Source organism: Vibrio sp. B1FIG11, assembly GCF_905175335.1.
In the GTDB taxonomy this organism is placed as follows: domain Bacteria; phylum Pseudomonadota; class Gammaproteobacteria; order Enterobacterales; family Vibrionaceae; genus Vibrio; species Vibrio campbellii.
The window spans coordinates 1476413-1500785 of record NZ_HG992752.1 but is presented as its reverse complement, the minus strand read 5'-3'; the positions used below and the strand labels follow the sequence as shown (position 1 = coordinate 1500785).

The following is a 24373-nucleotide window of genomic DNA, read 5'->3' as shown; positions in this document are numbered from 1 at the left end:
CATGCTCTGGATCTCGCTTATCCTCTTTGCGGTTGTACTGCTTTTGATCAGGGATTCGAAGGTCAAAAAGGTTAACCAGTTTTTCAATATTGAAGAAGCTGAAGCGGAAAACTTCAATGCTATCAACGTTAAATCATTGGTACGAAAGCAAAGCTGGCAAAAGTTTAAAGAGTCGATCTCGCCAACTCTTAAAGTTTTGGGACCGCGTTCGTCTCTTTATATCGCTCTGTACATCACAGGTAGTCTTATTGTCTCTTGGTATTTTGTCGTTAAGTTGCTCTTGATGTCCAGCATCTGGCTAACGCTAGGGTTGTCAGTGTTACTAACCTTGTTTGGTTACCGGTATTTGGTGACAAGAAGACGCAGAGACTTTGAAAACACTTTTCCAGATGCTCTGAATATTCTCATGAGTGCGGTTACGGCTGGTGACAGTTTAATGCAAGCCATCAGCTACGTTGGCGACGTAATGGATAACTCGATTGGTCGTGAATTCAAGTTGATGGGAGACCGACTGAAATTGGGTGAGTCTCCTGAGGTTGTATTGCAGCGTTCGTGTAAAAACTACCCATATCCGGAATTTCTGTTCTTTACCGTAACACTTAGAGCAAACATTGCTCGAGGCGGCCAGTTAAAAGGCGTGTTAGCAAGGCTTATTCGCGTGCTCGTAGATGCAAGAACGCTAGAGAAGAAGAAAATGGCGATGACGTCGGAAGCAAGAATCTCGGCCAAGATTGTGGCAGCAATCCCATTGATTTTTATGGCTATTCTTAACTATGTAAATCCTGGCAATGTGGATTATGTCTTGTATGACCCTTCTGGCCGAATCGTGCTCTTTTATGTGCTTGGCAGCGAGTTGTTCGGGTTATTTATTGTTTGGCTGTTAGTCAAAGGAGTGCGCGCATGATGTTATTGGTTTCTCTTGTTGTGCTGTTTGTTTCGCTACTCTTTTTAATCGTTGATTCACTACGTACTGAGCAGCGACGCAAGAAAGTGGCATTTTACATCGGGGGAGATGTAGTGCGTGCCCCCTCTCGCGTTAACCGTTTTTTTGTCCGTTTCGGTAAAGAGTATCGACACGAATTAGAACAAAAAATGATTGAAGCTGGGTATTACAACACAGAGTGGGCGAAGTTTTACTTTCCTGCCAAGTTGTTGGTACTTGCTTTGGTTGCTGGTGGGGTTTTACTGTCGGATATGACAACGACCAGTCAGCTTATCGTGGTCATTTTTGCTCTTATTAGCGTGATAGTTGTACCTGATTCCTTGCTGCAGCTTCGACGTAAAGTCTTGATTAGTAAGACGTCATCTCAGTTACCGTATTTATTAGACATGATGTCGGTGTGTGTTCAAACCGGTATGACGATAGAAGCGGCTTTGGTGTACTTAGGGAAGGAGTTGGCAGAGTTTGATTCAGACCTTTGCTATCAAATTAAACGCACTTCCGATTCAGCCAAAATACACGGTGTAGAAAAGGCGCTTAATGATCTCAGTGACCGGATACCAACACCAGCAGTTCGAAGCTTTGTCCTGACTATTATTCAAAATTTGCAGTACGGAACCTCCGTGGCTCAAGTATTAAGTGATCTCGCAGAGGACATGCGAAAAGTTCAGATTCTTACGGTCGAGGAAAAGGTTGGCAAACTCTCGGCAAAGATGAGTGTGCCTTTGATCTTATTCATTATGTTTCCGATCGTCATTCTGATACTCGCTCCGAGTGTCATGCAAATGTCGATCAATATTGGGGGTAACTAATGGTTGCAAAACGTATTTCTGTCGTTTTGTTCGCGTTAAGCGTATTAGCTGGCTGTCAATCGACACCTTCACAGCAGAGCCAGCAACTAGATGATGTCACTAGCATGGAAAAAGTGAAGAATTACGACGGCTTAATCACGCATTATAAATCCAAGCTGGAGCAAGGTTCGCAAGATCCTGCGGTAAAAGAAAACCTCGCGTGGGCTTACTTCCATAAAGGGGATCTTGAATCAGCTAACTTCTACGTTCAACACCTCAGAAAAGAGGGTATTGAGAATCCTAGTCTGTATCAACTAGAAGGGCAGGTGTTTGATGCAAAAAACGACACTGAAAATGCCATTGCCGCTTATCTATCTTCAGTCAGTGCTGGTAATCAGGCAGGGCAAATTCATGTCTTGCTCGGCGTGTCCTACACCAAAGCGGGTAAGTATGAAGATGCTTATCAAGAGCTGAATAACGCCCGCTTACGTGGATACGACGATGTCGTGATCAAGAACAATATTGCGATGATACATATGGCAAACGGTGAGTACCAACAAGCAATTGAGACGCTAACTCCCGTGTTAAAAGACAATCCAGCAAATAAAGTGGTCAAAGCGAACCTTGCTATTGCACTTATGAAAGCACAACAAATGGACGCAGCGAAGAAATTGCTTAAAGGTGATTTTTCAGCTCAAGAGATCCACAGTATCGCGACTGAATTGACTCAGACTAGGAGTTAGTGATGAGAAGTCTTTGCAAGCAGAAGGGGGTGACGGCGATAGAGTTTGCTTTGGGTGCGCTCGTTTTGTTCTTTGCCACTTTTGCTATTTTCGAGTCCAGCTATCAAATCTATGTCGTAAACATGACGGAGTACTCTCTCAGAGAAACCATCAGAAACACAAAGATCTATGAGGGAAAAGGCATTAATCAACAGTATGAAGATAAGTTTCGAACGTTGATAGAAGCCGATAATAACCTGTGGCATTTCTTAATTGATAGTGCCCGATTCTCTATTCAAGGTCGGTACTACAAAACCTATGACGATTTTATTGCCAATAGAGGGCATTCTGATCAAGGTCTGAACTTCAATTATGACTTAGCCGAAATCACGGTTACGTATCACTACTCTCCAATGATAAAACTAACTGGTGCTGCTGATAAAGACATTGCTCGAACCATGGTTTTGAACTTAGAGCATGAAGGGTGGAAAGATGACACTCCGTAACCGATTTTTACCTTCTACCAAGCACCAAAAAGGCGCATTTACTATTGAGCTTGTGTTTGTTCTTGTCGCATTGTGGGGTGTTTACCTTTTTGCGGCGGATCTCAGTTATCAGCTACTTGTGCGCGCAAAGCTCGATCGTTCCAGCTTTGCCTTGGTCAATGTGATCAAAGAACGTACTCGTTACTTTGATGCTGATGTGTTGGCAGGGAAAAACTTATCCGTCACCAATACAGATTTAGAAGACCTGACTCAAGTGGCGAGCCGGATGTTGGATACAACGCCAGATAATGTGGCGATTAAAATCGAGTCGTTGACGAATAAGGCGAATGTGGCTGCTTTTACCAGTAGCAAATTCAATAAATTAGGTTGCGAAACGGACTCAATTCTTGCTCATGCAGATTTGGCTCCGGTTGAAAAAGGCATCGTATACCCACTGTATCGAGTCAGTGTATGTGAAGAGCAAAGCTCTTGGTTCAAACCTTTTTTCAATGGTGGCACAGGGACAACGGTCAAGATTGGCTCTTCTTCAATCATGCCAGGGAGATAATGAAATGAAAATGCAGCGATACCAGCATCAAAGTCTCCAACAACAAAAAGGCGTCGCCGCGATATGGATGGGTTTATTGCTTGTTCCTATCATGGGGTTCACTTTTTGGGCTGTTGAGGGAACACGTTATGTTCAAGAGTCCAGCCGATTAAGAGACTCAGCAGAGGCTGCTGCGATGGCGGTGACCATTGAAGACCAGCCCGGTGCAGCTCGTGAACTGGCAACGAAATATGTCGAAAACTATGTGCGAGATATTAAATCAGCCAGCCTTTCTGCCCAGCGATTTCATCAGACGGAAGATGAAGGGGCAGGGGGGCTCGAATACATTCAATATACGGTGAACGCAAGGACGACACACGACTCATGGTTTGCGAGTAGTTTTGTTCCTTCTTTTAATGAGCAACAGGATTTAGCGGGCCGTTCGTTAGCCAGAAAATACCCCGTTTACCTTGGAGATAACAACATCGATATTGTCTTCGTATCTGATTTTTCAGGTTCGATGGACGAAAGATGGGGATCAAGTCGACATAAAAAAATCGATGATTTGAAAACCGCGATCGATCAGATATCAAACAAGATTCTTTGTAAAAAAATCCGTCAAGATTTCGTCGACGGAGAGTGGAAAGACGTTTGTGATGAGCCTGGAGAAGACACAACAGGAGATAAACTGCTTAACCGAGTTGGTTTTGTGCCGTTTAACGTTCGCACCAGAGAAATTGTGGCAGGCAATAGAGCCAATGCGACAAGCCAACTAAGTTACAAGAACGGGTACAAGGCTTACTTGTCACCTTATAGCTACAACGATGTCGATTGGGACTACTGGCGCACGTATACAGCAAGCGAAGTGAATAATTGTGCTTATTGGCAGTCGAGCTGTCGAAGCCCTCGGGCAGAAAATCACAATTATGCCAAACGTATTCGTGATGTTCTCGACGCAGATCGCTATGCCGTAGCTGATGTCTACAACTATGTTGATTTACCGACTTCAGTATCGACCATGTTTACTGATAAATCAGGATTAAAGCCTAATTTCTATGGTGTGAGCGGCACGCGACTGTTTAATGCTCATGGTTCTTCAAATTCATCGCAATTTTATAACATTCAATTGTCGAACAAACTTTCAGATTTGGACTCGATTAAGTCGATGTGGGCAGACGGTGGTACTGCAGCGTTTCAAGGCATATTAAGAGGATCTCAGGTTCTTCATGATGGAGACCCAAACAGTACCGATGAAGAAGAGCAGCAAGCTTACAACAAGAAAATCAAGATGTTGCTGATTTTGAGTGACGGCCAGGAAACCCCTAACAACGGCATTCTGAAGGGGCTAGTAGACAACGGTATGTGTGACAAAGCCAGAGCAGAGGTTCCGGGCTTATACATCGGTGTTATTGGCATCGACTTTCGCGCCTCTCAACAAAGTGGTTTTCAAGACTGTGTTGTCAATCCAAGTGAAGACATCATCGATGTGTCTGACTTAGATGAATTGATTGAAAAGATAGAAGAACTCATCCGCAAAGGCTCAAAAACAAGCGGAATAACTAAGTTGTACTAGAGGAAAATATGAAAAAGTTAGTGATTGGCGCAATCGCGTTATCAATGATGCAGTTAAGCTTTGCAGTAAAGGCTGGAGAAGGGCTTAGTGTTTATTGCGACAATACCTTCAGCGAGTACCAACATAGTGTCTCTGTGGATGATGTTATCGGAATTGGTCAACATCGACAGGGCTTTTTGCAGATAGAGCAGAAATCCGACAGTCACGAGCTAAAACAAGTGTTGGCGGGTAAATCAAAGTTGGGGTTGGAACAATCTAGATGTTCGACTTGGATTGGCAATCAAAACAACTATCTACAAGGCAAGGGCTTAGTTGCGCGTCTGCATTTTGGCTTTGACCAATCCAACTTAACTCCGATGGGCAGTAAGGCTCTGAATCAACTCGCAGGTTCGCTTAAAAATAGCGATAGTGCTATTGCGGTAGATGGCCACACCGACAGCAAGGGTTCTGAAGGCTACAACCAATCGTTGGGCTTGCAGCGTGCGTTGACAACGTCTAACGGTTTGATTGCGCAAGGCGTGGATAAAAGCCGTATTGTCGTTCGTTCATTTGGTGAAACTCAGCCGATTGCGTCGAATTCAACCGCTGAGGGACGATCACAAAACAGACGCTCAGAAATATGGGCTTCTAAGAATGATCAGGCAAAACCAGATCAAATAAAACCAGACGAAGTAAAGCCAACGGAATAGGTTTTAATCGCAGAGCGTTCACCTTGCCTAAAACGCAAGGTGAAGCTTTAACAACAATGGTGTCGTGGTGGGTCAATTTGGAGTGGCAGTGGGTAAATCTAAAACAGTATTAGTCATATGGGTGGGTCTAGCATGGAGTGGTGTTACCGCTGCCTCAGAGCTAATTAACTTTAATGAGAAAGATAAACTAAACAGCATTAATGCTACGTACGAGCAAGAGTATAAAGCACTCAATATTGACGAAACTATCTCGCATTACAACAAGTTAAGTGCTGAGATTGAGTCGACCAAGATCAATTTGGCTAATAACGTCGAGATGATCAAATCGGATTCAAATCGTTTAAAAGATAAGTTAGTCGATGGCGTTTACGATGACTCGCTCATTCTCACTTTGCGTAATATGTCTGCCAAAGTGAACACCATGAAAAAGGAAATCGAAACGGCAGGGAAGTTGCTCGTTGAGACTAAACACCAGCTTTCAGAAGATCAACAAGCTGCCAGTCAGATCGAACGAGTGAAAAATGACGCACTTCTCGTCCTCTACGAGAAGATCAAAGCTCGTCATTTGGATGAATCGAAACGCATCCTTCATGACTCCTACGATGGTAATTTGCAATGTAACGTCGCTGAGAGTTTGTCGACCTGTGTAAACAGAAACCTCCCTTCCATTAAGAACGCCTTTGTATTGAGTAAAGGCGGTTTGTCACGCGTTCAACTTACGGGTTTTAGAGTGGTGGATGCAACCCAAAGATTAAATGGTGACTTGTCTTTTACTGCAGACGCGAGCTACAAATATGCCTACAGTGCAAATACAGAAGTGGAGCTTAGACAGGCGTTAAACTTAGATAGAGTGCGCTTTGTGTTTCGTTCAAACTCAAAAAATACGGTCTTCTACATCAACGATCAAGAAGTCGGTAGTGGTGAAAGCGTCGATGTAACGGGCAATTACGTTGGGATTTATAGTGTGCGTGCAGTGAATAAAGGCAAAACCCAGTCGCTTAAACTCAACCTTAAGAATGGCGGTGATTACTTCTTTCCATTTTCAAAAAAGGCGAATCCAGCGCAAACGGCCCCGGCCAATTTAATTGCCGAAGAATCGAAGAATACGCATAGCGGCCAGACTGATGCTCAAACCAATACAAAGTTTTCTGAGAGCCTGTTGCCTTCTCGAGCGGTGGCGGAGCTGAACACGACTAAAGCGCAAGATGTGAAACGTTATGCTAACAAGGTGCTCTACAAAGACGAAGCATTCACCTATTTATTGCCTAAATTCAAAGGAAACCAAAAGTCTCACGACATTTTCTTGAATCGTGAAGAGGCGTCGCAATACTGTGAGCGTTTGTCCTCAAGTTTGCCGAGTAAAGCGGCTTATGAGTATTTGGAACAGTATGCCAACCTCGCTGACGGAGATTATTGGACTGAACAAGGAAAAGTCTATTCATCGGTAAAACACCAAGAGCTAGATAAAGCGTTTGATAAGAACAAGCTCGTTTGTATGGTGAGTATGAACTAAACGAAACAGTCCATAGACGATCATTACCAAGAGCCACAGTTTGTGGCTCTTATCTATTTACCTCATCCAATACTCTACGAATGTGAATCTTAAACGGCGTGGTTTCTCTGCTGTTCCCCAATACGCTTCACCATAGGCAATGTGCTTATAGAGGCCATTTTTCGAATAATTAAAGATTCATCTTAATTGCATATGTCAAATTGAGAATAACATCGACAAATATTTTTAGTGTAATAAAAAACATATTGAACATATTTATATGGCCAATAAAGTTGCAATTCCAACGTGATAACCATTTAGGAGTGTAATCTTTATGAAATCAAAGTATCTTTTTTCTACCACACTAGGTCTACTATTTATTGTACCTACTGCAAATGCAAACATGTTAAGAAATGATAGTGCATTGCATAACTACACAATGACGTTTGAACTCGAGCCAAATACTTGTGTTGATATCTTTGGTGGGATGCTAGCTGAACCGTTTTACAACGGACAGAACGTAGGCGCTTGGGAGTGTAATGGCCAAAAAAACCAGCGATTCAATTATATTGATGGTCAGTTAAAAGCATCTGTCAACACCGTTTTAGATCAGCATTCAAGCAAAGACTTTTGTTTAGACATCAAGGATGCCGAAGATCGACTTTATTCTGAAGTTATTATGTGGAAATGTCATGGTGGAGATAATCAAAAGTTCAAACTACGTAATAATAATGCCGGTAAATACTATTTTCAGTCAAAGAATGGCTATTGTGTAAACTTCTCTCGTTCAGGGGCCTTCCTTGATACTTGTAATATACCGAATGACACTAATCAAGCATTTACACCACGTGATGTGAAAAAGATGATTCATGTTAAATATTATAATGATGGCGCTTACAACTTTACGCCGATGATCAAGAATGGCTCAGATATATACTATTCTAAGAAGCACTCTATTTCGGCTTTCCTTAGTTGGGATAAGTGGGTATCAGGAGATGTAACAAGCTTAACGATAGGTGGATGGCCAAAGACATTTGTAGGCCGAGGATTAAAAACTAAAACCGTTGAGGTAAAACCAGGAGATAAATGGTTACTTGAATCTAAAGGTTCGGCATTTAACCCTTGGATTGAGTTATACAAACCTTACTAACGACACCATAAAAAATATTCTAAGAATTTACTCTATATCTCGTTTTTATTATGTTGATGAAACACCATGACCTTAAGATTGGTGGCCTTGCCACCTTTCTTTCGCAAACTTCAATTGTTTACTATCAGGCTATCAGGCTATCAGGCTATCAGGCTATCAGGCTATCAGGCTATCAGGCTATCAGGAAAGCAGTAATAGGGGGCATATTGTCCTACTCGCAATAAAAGCATGGCTAGTTATAACCGACTCCTTTCCTTCAAACATCACCTTCAGAGATTTATCATCCACTCGTTTGTTCAAATGAATGGGGCTCTTCCAGAAATGAACTCTGACACCAGAAGTTGCTTCTTATGTCGAAATGTTTCAGTTTCATATGCTTCTTTATGTGACGTAAGAAAAATCTGAGAGTGCTGTGCACATATATCTAAAAAGTATCAAATTCAATAACCTCCCTTACAGTCGGCTGTATCGATTTCTAGAGGGTACCTATAGAAGTATCCATGGATCTCAATGCAATATTTAGCTTGGGTACCCTTATTAAAAGCTGGTGCTTAAGTGTGTTTTGGGAGGGGAAGTTATATGACTTATTGTTTTAAAGATGAGTTGAGTAGATGGGTATACATAAGGGGTATTTCTCGAAAAGACCTGATCGCACTATTACAAAATAACTATTATGAAGAGTTTAAAGGTTTAGACTCTATCACCCTAAGTCGGTGGTTCACGGGGAAAAGTATTCCTCCAACTTATAAGCAGCTCTATATTGCTAAATGCTTGGATATTGACTTGATAGAAGTCATCCTTCGCATGGACTTATCGCAAGTTCGATACAGTAACAAGCATGATGCTGTGATTAGCACTTTGGTTCGCGCGCTCGACTTTTCAATCTCAAACCTATCGTATCGCAAAGTCTCTGGACCCCCGAAAAGCGAAATTAGAAGCCTGACGCTTAATGAGTACAGCGATATGTTCAAAGAGTTTAACCATAATATTTCTCCACTGACTCGTTTCTACCAAGAGCTTAAAGAGAAAGCGAGCGAGGTAAAGTATCAATGCGTCCTTATCAAAAACGATCAGGATGCGATTGTCGGCCATTGGTACGGAATGGTGAACATCGACGGTATTAATGGACTCCCTTCGTTCATTACTCTTTCTAGAGAGGATGCTGAGCGAAGTTGCTTGATTGGTGTGGGGTACTATACAAGTTCAACGCACTATTTCGAATTAATTGTCCAAGCTCTGTGTTATTACCTAATTCGTTATTCAAGTAAGAAAGATTATGCCTACTTCTTTATTGTTGATTTCCAACCATTGGTCGCCTTCAGTAAGTTGGTCTTTAATGCTGAAGAAATAAAATACTATCCTCCAAAAGAAAAGGGGAGCATGGGTGTTTACTTGCTCAAACATAACATCATTAAATCCATCTCCAACCCGGTCATATTAAAGAAAGTGAGGGAAAAGCTTGAGTGCTTAGCTAACTGCGACCCGAACTGCAACTTATGTAACCTCCGAGATTTTAGAAGTGTGGCTAAGCCAATCGATGTACTGGTAAGTTAAATACTTTGTCCTCATCTGTCGTGAAATGGCAATTCTATTTCCGAGTCACTCGATATGATGCACCTGTATTGAGACAACTGACTCGGAGATAGAAACCATGAGTATCGTAATTAAAAATGCAAACGTGTTTAACGGTGTGGATGAGCAACTTCTGAAGAACGTGGACCTTCTGATTGAAAACAACTTAATCACACAAATCGGGAAAGTGGATGACTCGAAGGCTGAGCAAATCATTGATGCAGAGGGCAAAACGGTGATGCCAGGTCTGATTGATGCGCACGTACACATCACGCTTTCAGCTGGCTTTAATGAACTGGATGGCATGACTCGCGAAGAGATTGCGATTCGTTCTGCGAGAATTTCTGAAGAGATGTTGATGCGTGGCTTTACGACCATTCGTGATGTTGCTGGCAACACACTGGGCTTGAAAAACAGCATCGATAAAGGTTACGCCAAAGGTCCTCGAATTTTGCCTTGTATGGCGGCGATTTCGCAAACTTGTGGTCACTCAGACTACCGTCAAAACCAAGCGCAAGAACGTCTAACGAACGGTCATGAAGACTCCCCACTAATGAAGACGGGCGCATTTAAAGTCGCGGATGGCCGTGCAGAAGTGTTGAAAGCGGTTCGAGAGCAGTTGTTTATGGGCGCATCTCAAATCAAAGTGATGGCGGGGGGCGGTGCATCTTCGACATTTGACCCTTTGGACACGCTGCAATACACGTTAGATGAGATGAAAGCGGCGGTAGAAGCGGCAAGCGACTATGGTACCTATGTGGCGGCTCATATTCACACAGCACCAGCGATGAAACGAGCAGCAGAAGCGGGCGTCATGTCCTTTGAGCACGCTACTATTATGGACGATGAAATCGCCCAAATTGTAAAAGAGAAAGGCATCTGGCTGGTTCCTTCATACTTCACGTCATCATTGATTGCAGAACGTAAGATCCCGTTGCCAAACGAAGAGACTTACCGCAAGACAGAACGCGTTGGTAAGGCAATGTTTAAGTCTGCTGAGCTTATCAAGAAATACGATATTCAAAACCTAGCGTTTGGTACCGACTGTGTTGGTAAAGCAAACGTGCATGAAAGTCAGATGCAAGAGCTTGGTGCGATTGAAAAAACATTCGACACCATTACAGCGCTGCGCATGGCAACTTCAAACTGTGGTCGTCTATTTGAATTGTCGACTTACAAACACCCATATCAAGAGGGCAAATTAGGTCAAATTGTGGAAGGTGCGTATGCAGATTTACTTATCGTCGATGGGAATCCACTAGAAGGTGTCGATTGCGTGATGCAGGATGAGACCAAGAAAGTCATCATGAAAGACGGTGTTGTTTATAAGAACACACTATAAGCTAAATACCTCATTACTAAAGGCGCTCACTGAGCGCCTTTTTTGCGTCTTGGGATTAGAGTGGATATCACTTTTTAAAAACCTTATCGGCTAATCTATTGTTGGCTCCGTCCATTTGGATCTTACTGCCAAAATCTACTCGCGTTAAACCATCGTTGCTCTTTTAGACTCATTCGTATTGGCTATCGAGAGCGCCTTAATGGTCTTCTAGCATTGAGTTTAGTTGTGTTCTACCACGGTAATGTAGAAGGCAGAACACCTTAAATTAAACGGTATAGGAGAATAAAGAGGCACAGATTTCATCTTTTTAGAGCGAAGTCGTTACGGGCTGGTTATTAGATGGCAGGCGTAAACAAAAAGATAGGGGAACGAGAAGGAGATACCCAAGCATCTTAAGGTTACTAGGGTAAAGAATAGAAGGGTTGATTGAATGCAATACACGGCAAACAAAAAAACGCGCCTTAAATAAGGCGCGGTTCGGACTAAAAAGATTTTGGTGAAAGGGCTTACAGGTTTACTTCATCACATAGCGATAGGTTTTGATTACCAACCAGCTAAAGGCCTTGATTAGCGCCTTTACGGTTTTAAAAGCAGCTTTAACAACCGTTATCATCAATTCGCCAGCAACGGTAAGGCAGGTGTGTAAATCAGTTTGTTTGAACTCTGTGTAAGTCATTTGGTCTCTCATGTTTAAGTTGGGGGGGACTCCTGTCGCTCAATGCATACCCTGTAGCGATATAGTAGGAATAAGAGGGGATGAGGACTTACCATTTAGCGCCATCTTTAGTGTAAAGATAGCGAAATAATATTGATTGGGTTGGTCACTGATAGCTAGATTGAATCTGTGATGAGTGGGTTATAGATACAAAAAAACCACCACTAAACAGTGATGGCTTTGTAGTATTTTGGTGTTACTAGTATTTCACAAACAACATTTTTCTTAGGCTGTTGCAACGAGATTTATCCAACGGGTCACCTAGGTAATCTCCGTCTTCTGCAGCTTTCTTCATTACCAGCGCTCTTGCGCGGTCACCACTATCCAGATCTTGATACTCTTCCAAGGTTTTCAGCTTGAGCAAGCGATATTTTGATTTGTCTTTGCTAGATGCAATGTGATCGTAACAGTAACTCATTGCACCTGCGTTCGCACCAATCTTGCTAGCGTCTGTAATCGCGTATGCGTTAAAGCCAATCGTGCTCGTCAATAAAATTAAAAGGGCATTGCGTGCTTTCATTTCTCTTTCCTAATTCAAACAAGTTGATAAGTAAGATAAAGGGGAATGACTTTCAAAAATTGCCATTAAACGACATTGGCTCAGACAAATTACAATCCTAGTTTTGTCAGAGTGGTGTCAGTCTTGAGCCCATGGCGCGAATTGGTAAATCTCAACTGTTTGAATTTATTAACCTTAGCGTGATTCGATGATCTGGAGTGCTTGAATGAACGCCAAAAAATTTAGTAATGACACCAAGCGAAAGCTAATTTCCCTTATCTATTTGGCGATCATGGTTGCATGGGGTATCTACACCTTAACTCACGATTACAATTGGCAAGCGTTGTTATTGTTCTTAATGGGACTTTTATTGGTAATGCGAAATTACCATTAGAAAACAAGCACCTAGATTCAAAAATTGCAGGGATTGCCGCACACTCCGTCACCGGAATCGTTATTCTTAACAAGAACTTATGCATCGACTTTTCGAATAGAAACTTTTCTAAGTTAATCGGATATACGAGTGAGCAGTTAAAATCTCAGTCCATAGAGCGTTATGACCTGAATGGTTTTAAAGAAGCACTCTTGGCTTTGGAAACACAGGAATACTGGAAGGGTGAGATTAAAGTGACAAACCGCTTTGGTGATCACCTCACTCTGGATACTCAAATTACGCACTATCAGTTAGGGCTTGCCCTAGCGGACCGCTATGTCATCAGTTTCCGTGACATAAGCCATCGCGTGCGCTTGGAGCGTGAGTTAAAACAACTTGCAGAAAAAGACCCACTCACTAGTTGTTGGAACCGTCGTCGTTTTGATACGGAACTTAAACGGTTTGCAAATATCGCGGATCGTTACGGTGTATCCAATGCAACACTCGCGATTATCGATATCGATTATTTCAAACAAATCAATGATAGACATGGTCACGATGTTGGTGATGAAGTGCTTAAAGACCTCGGTGAGTTAATGAAATCAGAAAGCCGTGAAACCGATATAGTCGCCCGAGTTGGTGGGGAAGAGTTTGCCATCATCATGCCCGAAACCAATATTCAAAATGCGTTTGAAGCAATCCATCGACTGAGAGAAATCATTCAAGAGCGAAGTGCTCATAGCATTACGGTCAGTACCGGGCTTGCTACGATCAGTCGTTCAGTGGAGCAAAGCTACAGATTTGCAGATAGAGCACTATATCGAGCTAAAGATCAGGGACGAAACTGCGTTTGCTGCTTAGAAGATCTTGAAGAGCAAAAGGTGATGACTTGTCATTGCGAATAACAACACTTCCATTTTATTGAGTCGATTTGAGAGTTGCGAGCCTTAAACGAACAACCAACTTGGTGTTGGAGCCACATTCATCGCTCAATTGATAACTCTAAAAATAAAACGTGCTGAAATTATTTGAGTTCATTGTATTTGTCTTTATTTGTACTTTTGATGCGCACGAATTGCTCATGAGTTGGTATCTCTATAACTTGCGTTAAAGGTGGTTTAGTTATTGATTATTATGGTTTTTGTTTTTCTGTTTTTACGTGTTAAATCTTCGTGAAATCTATCTTTTCTCAAGTTTTAGTAATGATTGTAGTCGAAATGATTCGGCTGTACCTGTCATTTTTTCTAGATAATTAGTTTGAGTTCAAACTAAATTTAAGGCATTTTATATTTAACTAACCGTTCAATTAAAAATAACAAGGATGCAAAATGCCCAAGGTTGGGATGCCTGAAATCAGAAAACCGCAGCTAGTCAAAGCGACGATGTCGGTCATTGACAGAGTAGGTTTGCACGCCGCGAGTATCTCGTTGATCAGCAAAGAAGCAGGAGTGTCAATGGGGATCATTAATCACTATTTCGGTGGTAAGCACGGTCTGTTAGAAGAGACCATGCGTGAGATCCTGCGCCAGCTTTCTGCCACCATCAAAGAGAACCTAAGCCAGCTGCCAGCTGATGCGCATCATCAACGTATTAATGCCATCATCGACGGCAACTTTGTGGGTTTCCAAGCCGAGAATCAAGTGGCAAAAACTTGGTTGGCATTCTGGTCTTACTCCATGCATGACGCACAGCTCAAACGTCTGCAACGAGTGAATGAACGACGACTCCTTTCTCATCTAAAAAAAGAATTAAAAGCTTTGTTGGATCAAGACCAAGCAGAGCTTGTAGCGCATGGTATTGCGTCACTGATTGATGGCATTTGGCTGCGCGGAACGCTCAACCCGCAAGGCATCGATGCCGAGAAAGCGCGCGTCATCATCAACGACTATCTCGATAAACAGCTCACGTTCTACTCAAAACTAAAATAAAGAGTCAAACCTTCAAATGGATATGAAAGCACACTACATCGATGGTGCCATGCACCTAGGATGCTCAGAAGAACACTTCACCACATATAATCCCGCCAATGGTGAACCGCTTGCAAATGTGAAGCAGGCTAACCAGCAAGACATGCAAGCGGCAATTGAATCTGCCAAACGTGGTTTTGCGATTTGGTCTGCAATGACGGCGACAGAACGAAGCCGCATTTTGCTTAAAGCGGTGGCGCTACTTCGTGAAAGAAACGACGAACTGGCAGCATTAGAAGTCGCGGATACGGGCAAACCGATTCAAGAAGCGAATTGCGTAGACATTGCAACGGGCGCAGATGTGATCGAGTACTACGCAGGCCTTGCGCCTTGCATGCATGGTGAACAGCAACCGCTGAATGAATCGCAGTTTTTCTACACTCGCCGCGAGCCTCTAGGCATTTGTGCAGGCATTGGTGCATGGAACTACCCAATTCAAATCGCGATGTGGAAGTCTGCTCCTGCGCTTGCTGCGGGTAATGCGATGATCTTTAAGCCATCAGAAGAAACACCGTTAACCGCGCTCAAACTGGCAGAAATTTACAGCGAAGCAGGGTTGCCAGATGGCGTGTTCAACGTCATTCAAGGTGATTACCGAGTAGGGCAGATGCTCACTGCACATCCAGACATCGCTAAAGTCTCTTTCACGGGTGAATCCGGTACGGGCAAAGTGGTGATGGGTGACAGTGCCAATACGCTGAAGCAAGTCACTATGGAGCTTGGCGGTAAATCACCAATGATCATTTTTGATGATGCCAAGCTAGACGACGCGGTTTCTGCTGCAATGGTTGCAAACTTCTACACCCAAGGTGAGGTTTGTACACACGGTACTCGCGTGTTCGTTCATGAAGGTATTTATGACGATTTCGTCGCTCAACTTAAGAAGCGTACTGAACTGCTGGTGGTTGGCGATCCGCTTGATGAGCACACCCAAATTGGCGCGCTAATTTCCAAAGAGCACGAATCAAAAGTTCTTTCCGCAATTGAACAAGCGAAAGCAAGCAAAGCAACGCTGCTGACTGGAGGCTACAAAGTCACAGAAAACGGCTTGGCGAGCGGTAATTTTGTTGTGCCAACGGTTTTCATTGATTGCGAAGACGACATGTCGCACGTGCAGCAAGAGATCTTTGGTCCCGTAATGTCAGTGCTTAAGTTCAGTGGCGAAGACGAAGTGATTGCACGCGCTAACAACACCGATTACGGACTTGCAGCTGGCGTGTTCACGCAAAATCTCTCTCGTGCACACCGCGTCATTCACCAAATCCAAGCAGGAATCTGTTGGATTAACACCTGGGGTGACTCTCCAGCTGAAATGCCCGTTGGCGGTTACAAACTGTCTGGCATTGGACGTGAAAACGGCGTGGAAACCCTCAAGCATTACACCCAAACCAAGAGCGTGTTAGTGCATTTGGGCGATTTCGACAGCCCTTACGCGTAATCAGTCAGGAGGATTTGTAATGCAACAACACTACGATTACATCATCGTCGGTGCGGGCTCGGCAGGCTGTGTCTTAGCGGATCGCCTGAGTGAAAGCGGTCAGCACCAAGTCTTACTGTTGGAAGCGGGTGGCTCAGACAAGAGCATCTTCATCCAAATGCCAACGGCGCTGTCTTACCCAATGAATACTGAAAAGTATGCATGGCAGTTCGAAACTGTTGCGGAAGATGGGTTAGACGGACGCCAACTGCATTGTCCACGCGGCAAAGTTTTGGGCGGTAGCTCTTCGATCAACGGCATGGTTTATGTTCGTGGTCATGCTTGTGACTTTGACGAATGGGAAGCAGAAGGCGCGAAAGGCTGGAACTACCAAGCGTGTCTGCCGTACTTCCGTAAAGCGGAAACTTGGACAGGCGGCGCTGACGAATACCGTGGCGACAGCGGTCCTGTAGGGACGTGCAACGGCAACGACATGAAGCTGAATCCACTTTACCAAGCGTTTATCGAAGCGGGTAAAGATGCAGGCTACCCAGAAACGCAAGACTACAACGGCTATCAGCAAGAGGGCTTCGGTCCAATGCACATGACGGTAGACAAAGGCGTGCGCGCTTCTACCTCTAACGCTTACTTAAGCCGTGCAAAAAAGCGCAGTAATTTCACCTTGATGAAAGGCGTTACCGCTCATCGCATTTTGCTTGAAGGCAAGAAAGCGGTCGGCATTGAGTTCGAGCAATCAGGTAAGATAAAACAGTGCTTTGCTAACAAAGAAGTGGTGTCGAGTGCAGGCTCTATCGGCTCGGTACAACTGCTGCAACTTTCGGGTATTGGTCCTAAGACTGTGCTTGAAAAAGCGGGCATTGAAGTGAAACACGCACTAGAAGGCGTGGGTAAGAACCTGCAAGATCACCTCGAAGTGTACTTCCAGTATCACTGCAAGCAGCCGATCACGCTTAACAGCAAGCTAGGTTTGATCAGCAAAGGTTTGATTGGTACGGAATGGATTTTGACGCGCAAAGGTCTGGGTGCAACCAACCACTTTGAATCGTGTGCGTTCATCCGTTCTCGTGAAGGATTGAAATCGCCAAACATTCAATATCATTTCCTACCAGCAGCAATGCGTTATGACGGTCGTGCGGCATTTGATGGTCACGGGTTCCAAGTGCATGTTGGTCCAAACAAGCCAGAGAGTCGCGGCAGTGTCGAAGTGGTTTCTGCTAACCCAAATGACAAACCAAAAATCGAGTTCAATTACATCTCGACGGAACAAGATAAGCAGGATTGGCGAGACTGTATTCGTTTAACGCGTGAAATCCTTAATCAACCAGCAATGGATGCGTTTCGCGGTGAAGAGATCCAACCGGGTCTTAACATCACCAGCGATGAGGCGATTGATGAATGGGTGAAGCAAAATGTAGAAAGTGCTTACCACCCATCGTGCAGCTGCAAAATGGGCTCAGAAGATGATCCAATGGCAGTTCTGAATGAAGCCTGCCAAGTGCGCGGCATTGAAGGCTTGCGTGTAGTGGATTCATCCATCTTCCCAACCATTCCGAATGGCAACTTAAACGCCCCAACCATCATGGTCGCAGAGCGTGCCGCGGACATGATCTTGGGGAACGTACTCGAACAATCGAATAACACACCGGTTTGGATTGCTCCGAACTGGCAAGAGACGCAAAGAATGCGTCCGCCAAAAAGAGACTTAAGCTCAATCTCATAAAGTCAGTAATCATTACAAGGAATTTAAACATGTCTACGATGACAAAAATCTTTTCATCTATCGCGCTGAGTGCAGTGGCGACAGGTGCTTACGCTAACCAATGTGAAACCGTTCGATTTGCCGATGTCGGCTGGACAGACATTACTGCAACTACTGCTGTTACCTCTGAACTGCTAAAAGGCTTGGGCTACAAAACCAAGACCGATCTTCTGTCTGTACCTGTGACTTACTCTTCAATGGCAAACGGCGACATTGACGTATTCCTAGGTAACTGGATGCCAACCATGGAAGGTGATATCGCCAAATACCGTGAAGCTGGCACAGTGGAAACCGTTCGCGCAAACCTAGAGGGCGCGAAATACACACTAGCTGTGCCAAAGTACGTATATGACGCAGGCGTGAAAAGCTTTGCTGACTTGGCAAAAAATGCCGACAAATTTAAAGACCGCATCTACGGCATTGAGCCGGGCAACGATGGCAACCGTTTGATCCAAGATATGATCGACAGCGATGCATTCGGCTTGAAAGACTTCAGCCTCGTGGAATCAAGCGAAGCGGGCATGGTGTCTCAGGTGTCTCGTGCAGTACGTCGTAACCAATGGATCGTTTACCTAGGTTGGGCTCCGCACCCAATGAACAGCAATGTTGAGATGGAATACCTATCTGGCGGTGACGATTTCTTTGGTCCTAACTACGGTGGTGCAAGTGTTTACACCAACGTACGCCAAGACTACCTATCTGAGTGTCAAAACGTGGGTCAACTGCTTAAGAACCTAGAGTTCAGCCTAGAGATGGAAAACCAGTTGATGGAAGCGATTCTAAACCAAAAACAGAAGCCAGCGAAAGCGGCGCAAGAATGGTTGAATGCCAACCCACAACAATTTGAAGCGTGGCTAGAAGGCGTGAAGACGCTAGACGGCAAAGACGCAAAACAAGCGATTACTTCTTACCTAAAAACAAACGCTTAATCATTCCTCTCTTTAGGAAAAGGTGGGCAGCGATGCCCGCCTTTTAACACAAAGGTTTTATTGTGAATTTTATTACGGACAACAAACTTCCGTTGGGCGAATGGATGGAAACAGGCGTGGATTGGTTAACCATGAACGCGTCGGGTTTCTTTGATGCTATCTCTATTTTTCTCGAAACCATCATTCTATTCGTGGTGGATATTTTTAAATGGATGCCACCGGCAGCACCTATCATCATGACCGCAGCGATTGCGTGGTTCCTACACCGCAGCATTCCTTTAGTTGTGTTTATTGTGATGGCGCTACTGACTATTCTTAACCTCGGCTACTGGCAAGAAATGCTGGAAACCTTTGTTCTCGTCTTCGCTGCGACAACGATTTCCGTATTAATTGGCGTGCCCCTTGGCATTATGGCGGCGCATCGCCCGTGGTTGTATACCTTATTGCGCCCGATACTCGATTTAATGCAGACCGTACCAACGTTTGTGTATCTGATCCCAACATTGGTTCTGTTTGGTTTAGGCATCGTTCCGGGGCTGATTTCTACCATTATCTTTGCCATCGCCGCGCCGATTCGTCTGACTTACCTTGGCATCACCAAAGTGCCAGAAGAGCTGATTGAAGCGGGTAAAGCATTTGGTGCCAGCCGCATGAAATTGCTATTCAAAGTCGAACTCCCAGCAGCATTGCCAAGCATTATGGCAGGTGTTACCCAGTGCATTATGTTGTCACTTTCTATGGTAGTGATTGCTGCGCTAGTCGGTGCCGATGGCTTGGGGAAACCAGTCGTACGAGCACTGAACACGGTGAACATTTCTCAAGGCTTTGAAGCCGGTTTAGCGATTGTTTTGGTCGCGATTATTCTCGACCGCTTGTGCAAAGCACCAAACCAAAAGGAGGCATAATATGGATGCAATTACGATTGAAAACCTCGACGTTGTGTTTGGTCAGCAGCAAGAGCAAGCATTGGCGCTTTTAGACCAAGGTAAGTCTCGCCAGGAGATCATTGATGAAACCGGACAAGTGGTTGGTGTTGATAAGGTCTCAATGAGCGTCAAACAAGGTGAGATCTGTGTATTAATGGGGCTTTCTGGTTCGGGTAAATCCAGTTTGCTTCGTGCCGTTAATGGTCTGAATGAGATCTCTCGTGGCTCACTCAAAATCAAAGATGGCGACGACATGGTAGAGCTTGCTAACTGTGACGAGCAGACTCTGCGTAACTTGCGTACTCATCGCGTGTCGATGGTGTTCCAAAAGTTTGCGCTTATGCCGTGGTTAACTGTATTGGATAACGTAGCATTTGGTCTTGAGATGCAGGGCATTGGCAAAGCGGAACGTCGTAAAAAAGCGCGTGAACAATTAGAAATGGTTGGGCTAAGCGAGTGGGAGAGCAAGTTCCCGCATGAGCTTTCTGGCGGTATGCAGCAGCGTGTTGGTTTAGCTCGCGCCTTTGCTATGGATACTGACATCTTGTTAATGGATGAACCGTTTTCTGCGCTCGATCCATTGATTCGCGCTCAGCTTCAAGATGAATTGATTCAACTGCAAGAGAAGCTCAACAAGACGATTTTGTTTGTGAGCCACGACCTAGACGAAGCACTGAAAATCGGCAACAACATCGCCATTATGGAATCGGGCAAACTGATTCAACACGGTAAGCCTGAACAAATCATCCTTGCGCCAGAAAACGAATATGTAGCAGATTTTGTGGCTCACACTAATCCGCTCAACGTTTTGAAAGGTCGTTCATTGATGCAAGCCAGTACCGAGCTTAAGCATCAGAATGAGCGCGTGTTGGTGTGTGCAGATAAGCAGATTTGGGTCGAGCAAGAGCCGAAAGGTGTCACGTTGGTGGATTCCGACAAGTCATTGGTGAATTGGGAAAGCGACTCAACCACACTCGATGACATCGGCGAAAGCACGGTCGTTCAAGCCAATCCAGATATCAGCATGCGTGAAGCGATTGAGCTGAAGCAACGCAGCAATCAACCTATCTTGCTAGTTGAAGAGAACAAGTTAGTGGGCGTACTGAGTGACAACGAATTGTACGATGCGCTGCTTGGTAACTTTAAGTCCAAGCAAGTGGCGTAGCTGCTTTTTATCTCAAAACGTTTGTTACCTTCTTAAAATAAAAAAGAGCCGCACTGATCAAGTGCGGCTCTTTCAATTTGAACAATGATTTAGATAGCTAGGCTCTAGGCTAGGAACCATGGAGCTAGGAGACGATACTCATTAAAGAGTAGTAATCACGTCATCCATGTGTAGACGCGCTTTAGGTAGACCGTGGTTGTAGTCTTCGCCGTCTTTGTGATAGCCGATTGCTAGTGCAACTTCACATACGTGACCATCTAGTTCTGCTTTGAACTCTTCGCCGATCAGTGTTGGGTCTACACCTTCCATTGGAGTCGAGTCGATACCTAGACGCGCTAGTGTGTGCATTAGGTTACCAAGAGCGATGTAAACTTGCGCTTTCGTCCAGCCACCGTTGTAGCCGTTCTCATCTGTGTTTGCCTCAGCAAATGCATAAGCACCCATGAAAGTGTCGTACATCTCGGCTGGCAGGTGGCCAGAAGTTACTTCAGCATCAACACGCTTCGCAAATTTCTCTTTAGTGAATTTTGGATCGTACGCTAGCAGAATAGTGTGAGACGCTGCTTTAGCGTGCGGTTGGTTGAACTGGTGCATGTTAGCAAACGTGTCGTGGAAACGCTGTTTCGCTTCGTCGCTCTCAATTACGATGAATTTCCAAGGCTGAGAGTTGATAGAAGACGCAGATAGGCGAATCGCTTCTTTGATGATTGCCATATCTTCTTGAGAGATGCGTTTCTCTTCGTCGTATTTTTTCGCTGTGTAACGGTTGTTTAGGTCTGTAATGATTTGATGAGACACGTTTATATCCTCTTAATATTATTAGACAAATGAGGATGCGCTTAGCATCGGTAACCATGCGTACCTCGAAAGTGAGTCCATCATATCGACTTTTCTCGAAATGATAATACGCGTTTCATTTAAATCACTTTCTATTTTTTATTGAAAATCAAAAGGGGCCTCGAGCGAAGTTAAAAAGAAAGGGAGCCATTTTGCTCCCTTTCATTTTGTCGCTCACGTTTACTCTTTTCCTTCCTCTTTTTCGTCTTGATTGTTCTTCACCGCCTTGGCGATATCGGAAACCGCTTCGACAAGGTTGATTGGCATCGGGAAGATGATGGTTGATGTCTTGTCTGTGGTGATTTCAGTGAGTGTTTGCATGTATCGAAGTTGCAACGCATTTGGCGCTTCATTGAGCATTTCTGCCGCTTCTTTCAATTTGCTAGACGCTTCTAACTCACCGGTTGCGTGGATGATCTTCGCTCGGCGGTTACGTTCTGCTTCGGCTTGGCGGGCAAGGGCGCGCACCATGCTGTCGTTAAGATCGACATGTTTCACTTCAACCGTTGCTATCTTAATTCCCCAATCGTCAGTTTGCTGATCAAGAATGGCTTGGAGGTCTTTATTGAGACGTTCACGTTCTGAAAGCAATTCATCCAGTTCGTGTTGGCCTAGCACGGAACGCAGCGTTGTTTGTGCTAGCTGGCTAGTGGCGTCGCTATAGCTTTCAATATTATTGATTGCCATTTGTGGGTCGACCACTCGGAAGTAAACTACGGCGTTGACTCTGACCGATACGTTGTCACGGGTGATTAAATCTTGAGTTGGAACATCCAAAACAATGGTACGTAAGTCGACGCGTACCATTTGTTGAATGAAGGGGATCAAGATGATCAAACCCGGTCCTTTCACTTCTTGGAAGCGACCGAGAAAGAACACCACGCCGCGCTCGTATTCACGCAGCACCTTGAACATTTGCGTTGCCAGTGCAAACAATAAAACGATGATAACTGCAACAGTGTAAAGCATCATAAGCGCCTCCTATTCCTTAGGGCGGTCACTGGGTTTAACGGTTAGGGTCAACCCTTTAATTTTCACCACAGTCACGTGGTCGCCTTGTTTCAATTTTTGTTCTGCTTTGGCTTGCCATAGCGCCCCGTCTAATTGCACTCGACCAGTACCATCAACAAAATCATCGCTCACAACGGCGAGTTTACCCGGGAAGTTTTCGAGCCCTGTGGTGGCTTTTTTACTGCGAATTTTCAGAAGCAAGCCAACCGTAATGACGATGAGCCCCACAGAGAAAATAGCGATACCGAAAATCAGTGGTAGGGCAATTTGGAAGCCGGGTATATCGCTGTCCATCAGGAAGATTGAGCCAAGCACAAATGCAACGACGCCGCCTAAACCGAGTATGCCAAAGCTCGGGTTAAAGGCTTCAGCAATCATCAGAGCAATACCAAGCAGCAGTAGTCCCAAACCAACGTAATTCACAGGCATCATTTGCAGGGCATACATGGCTAGCAACAGACAAATCCCACCGAGCACGCCGGGCAAGCCGATACCTGGGTTGTAGAACTCCAGAAGCAAGCCATAAATACCAATCAGCATGAGGATGTAAGCCACGTTGGGATTGGTGATCACTGCCAACATTTCTGCACGCCAGTCTGGAACGCGCTCCACCCAAGTTGGGTTATCTAACGCCAGCTTAAACGGTTTGCCGTTGAGTTTGACGTCGATGCCATTAATCGTTGAAACCAAGTCTTCCGGCGAGTTGGCTATGAAGTCGATGACGTTGAGTTCTAACGCTTCAGTTGCGTCTAAACTGGCCGCCATACTGACTGCTTTTTCTGCCCATTCGGCGTTTCTATCGTGTAATCGCGCTAAGCCTTTGATGTAGGCTCTGGCATCATTAATGACCTTCTTTTCCATTGCGGTTTTGGCAGGCACTTCGTCCGAGGCTTTTTCTGTGGATTCCGGTTGCGAATCTGTTGAGTCGTTACCTTCGTCTGAAGACGGCTGTTTTGGTGCTCCACCCAAGGCTACGGGAGTTGCGGCGCCCAAGTTAGTGGCTTCTGCCATAGCTGCGACATGGCTGGCGAGCAGAATGTATGTTCCAGCACTAGCAGCGCGAGAGCCTGAAGGACCAACCCAAGTCGCGATAGGGACAGTGGATGTGGTGATAGCGTGAATGATGTCCCTCATTGAGCTATCAAGCCCGCCGGGGGTATCCATTTTTAGAATGACAAGGTCAACGCCGTTTTGTTGAGCTTCTTCAATTTCTCGTGACAGATAATCACTCAGAGCGGGCCCAATTGCCCCTTTGACAGGCAATACCCAAACCGTGCTTGCTATCGCTTGGCTTGCAAACAAGAGTAGGGGAAGAAGCCACAATCGTATCTGTTTCATACAGCCCTCCTTGTGTAACCACTGGGACTTATTGAAAACACTATTTAAAGTATAGCTACGAGAGTGATGGCACTATGAATTAAAAATAGTTGCTTTGTAAATCGGCTTATACA

The 24373-nt window shown here is 44.6% G+C and carries 24 protein-coding genes; 19 read left to right on the top strand and 5 right to left on the bottom strand.

The genetic code is table 11. The features are described 5' to 3' along the window. Position 1: 1 nt before the first annotated feature. The 11 genes from KHO06_RS23340 to KHO06_RS23290 all read left to right on the top strand — a co-directional run bounded on the left by KHO06_RS23340 (position 2) and on the right by KHO06_RS23290 (position 11303). Positions 2-904 (top strand): type II secretion system F family protein, encoded by a 903-nt coding sequence (locus KHO06_RS23340; RefSeq protein WP_212582641.1) that lies wholly within the window; start codon positions 2-4, stop codon positions 902-904. After that, on the top strand, positions 901-1752 hold the full coding sequence (locus tag KHO06_RS23335) for a type II secretion system F family protein (RefSeq protein WP_212582640.1): 852 nt from the start codon (positions 901-903) through the stop codon (positions 1750-1752). Before KHO06_RS23340 ends, KHO06_RS23335 begins: the two co-directional genes overlap by 4 nt. Next, a complete protein-coding gene (locus KHO06_RS23330; protein ID WP_042600399.1) occupies positions 1752-2474 on the top strand; it encodes a tetratricopeptide repeat protein in 723 nt (240 codons plus the stop codon). Before KHO06_RS23335 ends, KHO06_RS23330 begins: the two co-directional genes overlap by 1 nt. A 2-nt stretch (positions 2475-2476) precedes the next feature. Continuing rightward, positions 2477-2959 (top strand): TadE family protein, encoded by a 483-nt coding sequence (locus KHO06_RS23325; protein WP_045423976.1) that lies wholly within the window; start codon positions 2477-2479, stop codon positions 2957-2959. Next, positions 2946-3506 carry a tight adherence pilus pseudopilin TadF gene (tadF, locus tag KHO06_RS23320; protein WP_038868070.1) on the top strand — a complete coding sequence of 187 codons (561 nt, stop codon included), beginning with the start codon at positions 2946-2948 and terminating at the stop codon, positions 3504-3506. The genes KHO06_RS23325 and tadF overlap by 14 nt, the downstream gene beginning before the upstream one ends. A gap of 4 nt (positions 3507-3510) precedes the next feature. Further along, entirely contained in the window at positions 3511-5058 is a 1548-nt protein-coding gene (locus KHO06_RS23315) for a TadE/TadG family type IV pilus assembly protein (protein ID WP_212582639.1), read from the top strand. Positions 5059-5066: 8 nt separating this feature from the next. After that, positions 5067-5747: an OmpA family protein gene (locus KHO06_RS23310; protein WP_212582638.1), complete on the top strand. Its 681-nt coding sequence runs from the start codon at positions 5067-5069 to the stop codon at positions 5745-5747. 88 nt (positions 5748-5835) lie between these two features. Then, a complete protein-coding gene (locus KHO06_RS23305; protein WP_244858421.1) occupies positions 5836-7260 on the top strand; it encodes a hypothetical protein in 1425 nt (474 codons plus the stop codon). A 313-nt stretch (positions 7261-7573) separates the two neighbouring features. Next, on the top strand, positions 7574-8389 hold the full coding sequence (locus tag KHO06_RS23300; protein ID WP_045379864.1) for a ricin-type beta-trefoil lectin domain protein: 816 nt from the start codon (positions 7574-7576) through the stop codon (positions 8387-8389). Positions 8390-8968: 579 nt separating this feature from the next. Continuing rightward, positions 8969-9943: an XRE family transcriptional regulator gene (locus KHO06_RS23295; RefSeq protein ID WP_212582636.1), complete on the top strand. Its 975-nt coding sequence runs from the start codon at positions 8969-8971 to the stop codon at positions 9941-9943. A 97-nt stretch (positions 9944-10040) separates the two neighbouring features. Next, positions 10041-11303: an amidohydrolase family protein gene (locus tag KHO06_RS23290; protein ID WP_005425852.1), complete on the top strand. Its 1263-nt coding sequence runs from the start codon at positions 10041-10043 to the stop codon at positions 11301-11303. 514 nt (positions 11304-11817) lie between these two features. On the opposite strand, the gene KHO06_RS23285 is transcribed toward KHO06_RS23290, so the two are convergent. Together KHO06_RS23285 and KHO06_RS23280 are read right to left on the bottom strand one after the other, a co-directional pair. Continuing rightward, complete coding sequence (locus tag KHO06_RS23285; RefSeq protein ID WP_212582635.1) at positions 11818-11979, bottom strand: hypothetical protein; 162 nt, start codon at positions 11977-11979, stop codon at positions 11818-11820. A 238-nt stretch (positions 11980-12217) separates the two neighbouring features. After that, positions 12218-12538: a hypothetical protein gene (locus tag KHO06_RS23280; RefSeq protein WP_010451345.1), complete on the bottom strand. Its 321-nt coding sequence runs from the start codon at positions 12536-12538 to the stop codon at positions 12218-12220. A gap of 205 nt (positions 12539-12743) precedes the next feature. Between KHO06_RS23280 and KHO06_RS26650 the strand changes: the two genes are divergently transcribed. The 8 genes from KHO06_RS26650 to choV all read left to right on the top strand — a co-directional run bounded on the left by KHO06_RS26650 (position 12744) and on the right by choV (position 21074). Beyond that, positions 12744-12911: a hypothetical protein gene (locus tag KHO06_RS26650; RefSeq protein WP_244858420.1), complete on the top strand. Its 168-nt coding sequence runs from the start codon at positions 12744-12746 to the stop codon at positions 12909-12911. 191 nt (positions 12912-13102) lie between these two features. Beyond that, positions 13103-13795: a GGDEF domain-containing protein gene (locus tag KHO06_RS23275; RefSeq protein WP_244858419.1), complete on the top strand. Its 693-nt coding sequence runs from the start codon at positions 13103-13105 to the stop codon at positions 13793-13795. Between the two features lie 423 nt (positions 13796-14218). Further along, complete coding sequence (gene betI / locus KHO06_RS23270; protein ID WP_212582634.1) at positions 14219-14818, top strand: transcriptional regulator BetI; 600 nt, start codon at positions 14219-14221, stop codon at positions 14816-14818. Between the two features lie 16 nt (positions 14819-14834). Next, positions 14835-16295, top strand: a complete 1461-nt coding sequence (gene betB, locus KHO06_RS23265) for a betaine-aldehyde dehydrogenase (protein ID WP_212582633.1) — start codon at positions 14835-14837, stop codon at positions 16293-16295. Between the two features lie 19 nt (positions 16296-16314). Beyond that, complete coding sequence (gene betA / locus KHO06_RS23260) at positions 16315-18015, top strand: choline dehydrogenase (protein WP_212582632.1); 1701 nt, start codon at positions 16315-16317, stop codon at positions 18013-18015. Positions 18016-18044: 29 nt separating this feature from the next. Further along, a complete protein-coding gene (locus KHO06_RS23255) occupies positions 18045-18983 on the top strand; it encodes a choline ABC transporter substrate-binding protein (RefSeq protein WP_212582631.1) in 939 nt (312 codons plus the stop codon). 62 nt (positions 18984-19045) lie between these two features. Next, complete coding sequence (gene choW, locus KHO06_RS23250; protein WP_212582630.1) at positions 19046-19888, top strand: choline ABC transporter permease subunit; 843 nt, start codon at positions 19046-19048, stop codon at positions 19886-19888. Position 19889: 1 nt separating this feature from the next. Next, complete coding sequence (choV, locus tag KHO06_RS23245) at positions 19890-21074, top strand: choline ABC transporter ATP-binding protein (protein ID WP_050914128.1); 1185 nt, start codon at positions 19890-19892, stop codon at positions 21072-21074. 141 nt (positions 21075-21215) lie between these two features. On the opposite strand, the gene KHO06_RS23240 is transcribed toward choV, so the two are convergent. From KHO06_RS23240 to KHO06_RS23230, 3 genes are all read right to left on the bottom strand, one after another. Further along, positions 21216-21872, bottom strand: a complete 657-nt coding sequence (locus tag KHO06_RS23240; protein WP_038888372.1) for an NAD(P)H-dependent oxidoreductase — start codon at positions 21870-21872, stop codon at positions 21216-21218. A 219-nt stretch (positions 21873-22091) separates the two neighbouring features. Further along, positions 22092-22883 (bottom strand): slipin family protein, encoded by a 792-nt coding sequence (locus KHO06_RS23235; RefSeq protein WP_212582629.1) that lies wholly within the window; start codon positions 22881-22883, stop codon positions 22092-22094. Positions 22884-22892: 9 nt separating this feature from the next. Beyond that, positions 22893-24260, bottom strand: coding sequence for a nodulation protein NfeD (locus tag KHO06_RS23230; RefSeq protein WP_212582628.1), 1368 nt, complete (start codon positions 24258-24260; stop codon positions 22893-22895). Between the last annotated feature and the right edge of the window lie 113 nt (positions 24261-24373).

Excerpts from the sequence above, each read along its gene's own strand:
- KHO06_RS23340 (WP_212582641.1), top strand. The coding sequence starts at position 2 with ATGCTCTGGATCTCGCTTATCCTCTTTGCGGTTGTACTGCTTTTGATC.
- KHO06_RS23335 (WP_212582640.1), top strand. The coding sequence starts at position 901 with ATGATGTTATTGGTTTCTCTTGTTGTGCTGTTTGTTTCGCTACTCTTT.
- KHO06_RS23330 (WP_042600399.1), top strand. The coding sequence starts at position 1,752 with ATGGTTGCAAAACGTATTTCTGTCGTTTTGTTCGCGTTAAGCGTATTA.
- KHO06_RS23325 (WP_045423976.1), top strand. The coding sequence starts at position 2,477 with ATGAGAAGTCTTTGCAAGCAGAAGGGGGTGACGGCGATAGAGTTTGCT.
- tadF (WP_038868070.1), top strand. The coding sequence starts at position 2,946 with ATGACACTCCGTAACCGATTTTTACCTTCTACCAAGCACCAAAAAGGC.
- KHO06_RS23315 (WP_212582639.1), top strand. The coding sequence starts at position 3,511 with ATGAAAATGCAGCGATACCAGCATCAAAGTCTCCAACAACAAAAAGGC.
- KHO06_RS23310 (WP_212582638.1), top strand. The coding sequence starts at position 5,067 with ATGAAAAAGTTAGTGATTGGCGCAATCGCGTTATCAATGATGCAGTTA.
- KHO06_RS23300 (WP_045379864.1), top strand. The coding sequence starts at position 7,574 with ATGAAATCAAAGTATCTTTTTTCTACCACACTAGGTCTACTATTTATT.
- KHO06_RS23295 (WP_212582636.1), top strand. The coding sequence starts at position 8,969 with ATGACTTATTGTTTTAAAGATGAGTTGAGTAGATGGGTATACATAAGG.
- KHO06_RS23290 (WP_005425852.1), top strand. The coding sequence starts at position 10,041 with ATGAGTATCGTAATTAAAAATGCAAACGTGTTTAACGGTGTGGATGAG.
- KHO06_RS23285 (WP_212582635.1), bottom strand. The coding sequence starts at position 11,979 with ATGACTTACACAGAGTTCAAACAAACTGATTTACACACCTGCCTTACC.
- KHO06_RS23280 (WP_010451345.1), bottom strand. The coding sequence starts at position 12,538 with ATGAAAGCACGCAATGCCCTTTTAATTTTATTGACGAGCACGATTGGC.
- KHO06_RS26650 (WP_244858420.1), top strand. The coding sequence starts at position 12,744 with ATGAACGCCAAAAAATTTAGTAATGACACCAAGCGAAAGCTAATTTCC.
- betI (WP_212582634.1), top strand. The coding sequence starts at position 14,219 with ATGCCCAAGGTTGGGATGCCTGAAATCAGAAAACCGCAGCTAGTCAAA.
- betB (WP_212582633.1), top strand. The coding sequence starts at position 14,835 with ATGGATATGAAAGCACACTACATCGATGGTGCCATGCACCTAGGATGC.
- betA (WP_212582632.1), top strand. The coding sequence starts at position 16,315 with ATGCAACAACACTACGATTACATCATCGTCGGTGCGGGCTCGGCAGGC.
- KHO06_RS23255 (WP_212582631.1), top strand. The coding sequence starts at position 18,045 with ATGTCTACGATGACAAAAATCTTTTCATCTATCGCGCTGAGTGCAGTG.
- choV (WP_050914128.1), top strand. The coding sequence starts at position 19,890 with ATGGATGCAATTACGATTGAAAACCTCGACGTTGTGTTTGGTCAGCAG.
- KHO06_RS23235 (WP_212582629.1), bottom strand. The coding sequence starts at position 22,883 with ATGATGCTTTACACTGTTGCAGTTATCATCGTTTTATTGTTTGCACTG.
- KHO06_RS23230 (WP_212582628.1), bottom strand. The coding sequence starts at position 24,260 with ATGAAACAGATACGATTGTGGCTTCTTCCCCTACTCTTGTTTGCAAGC.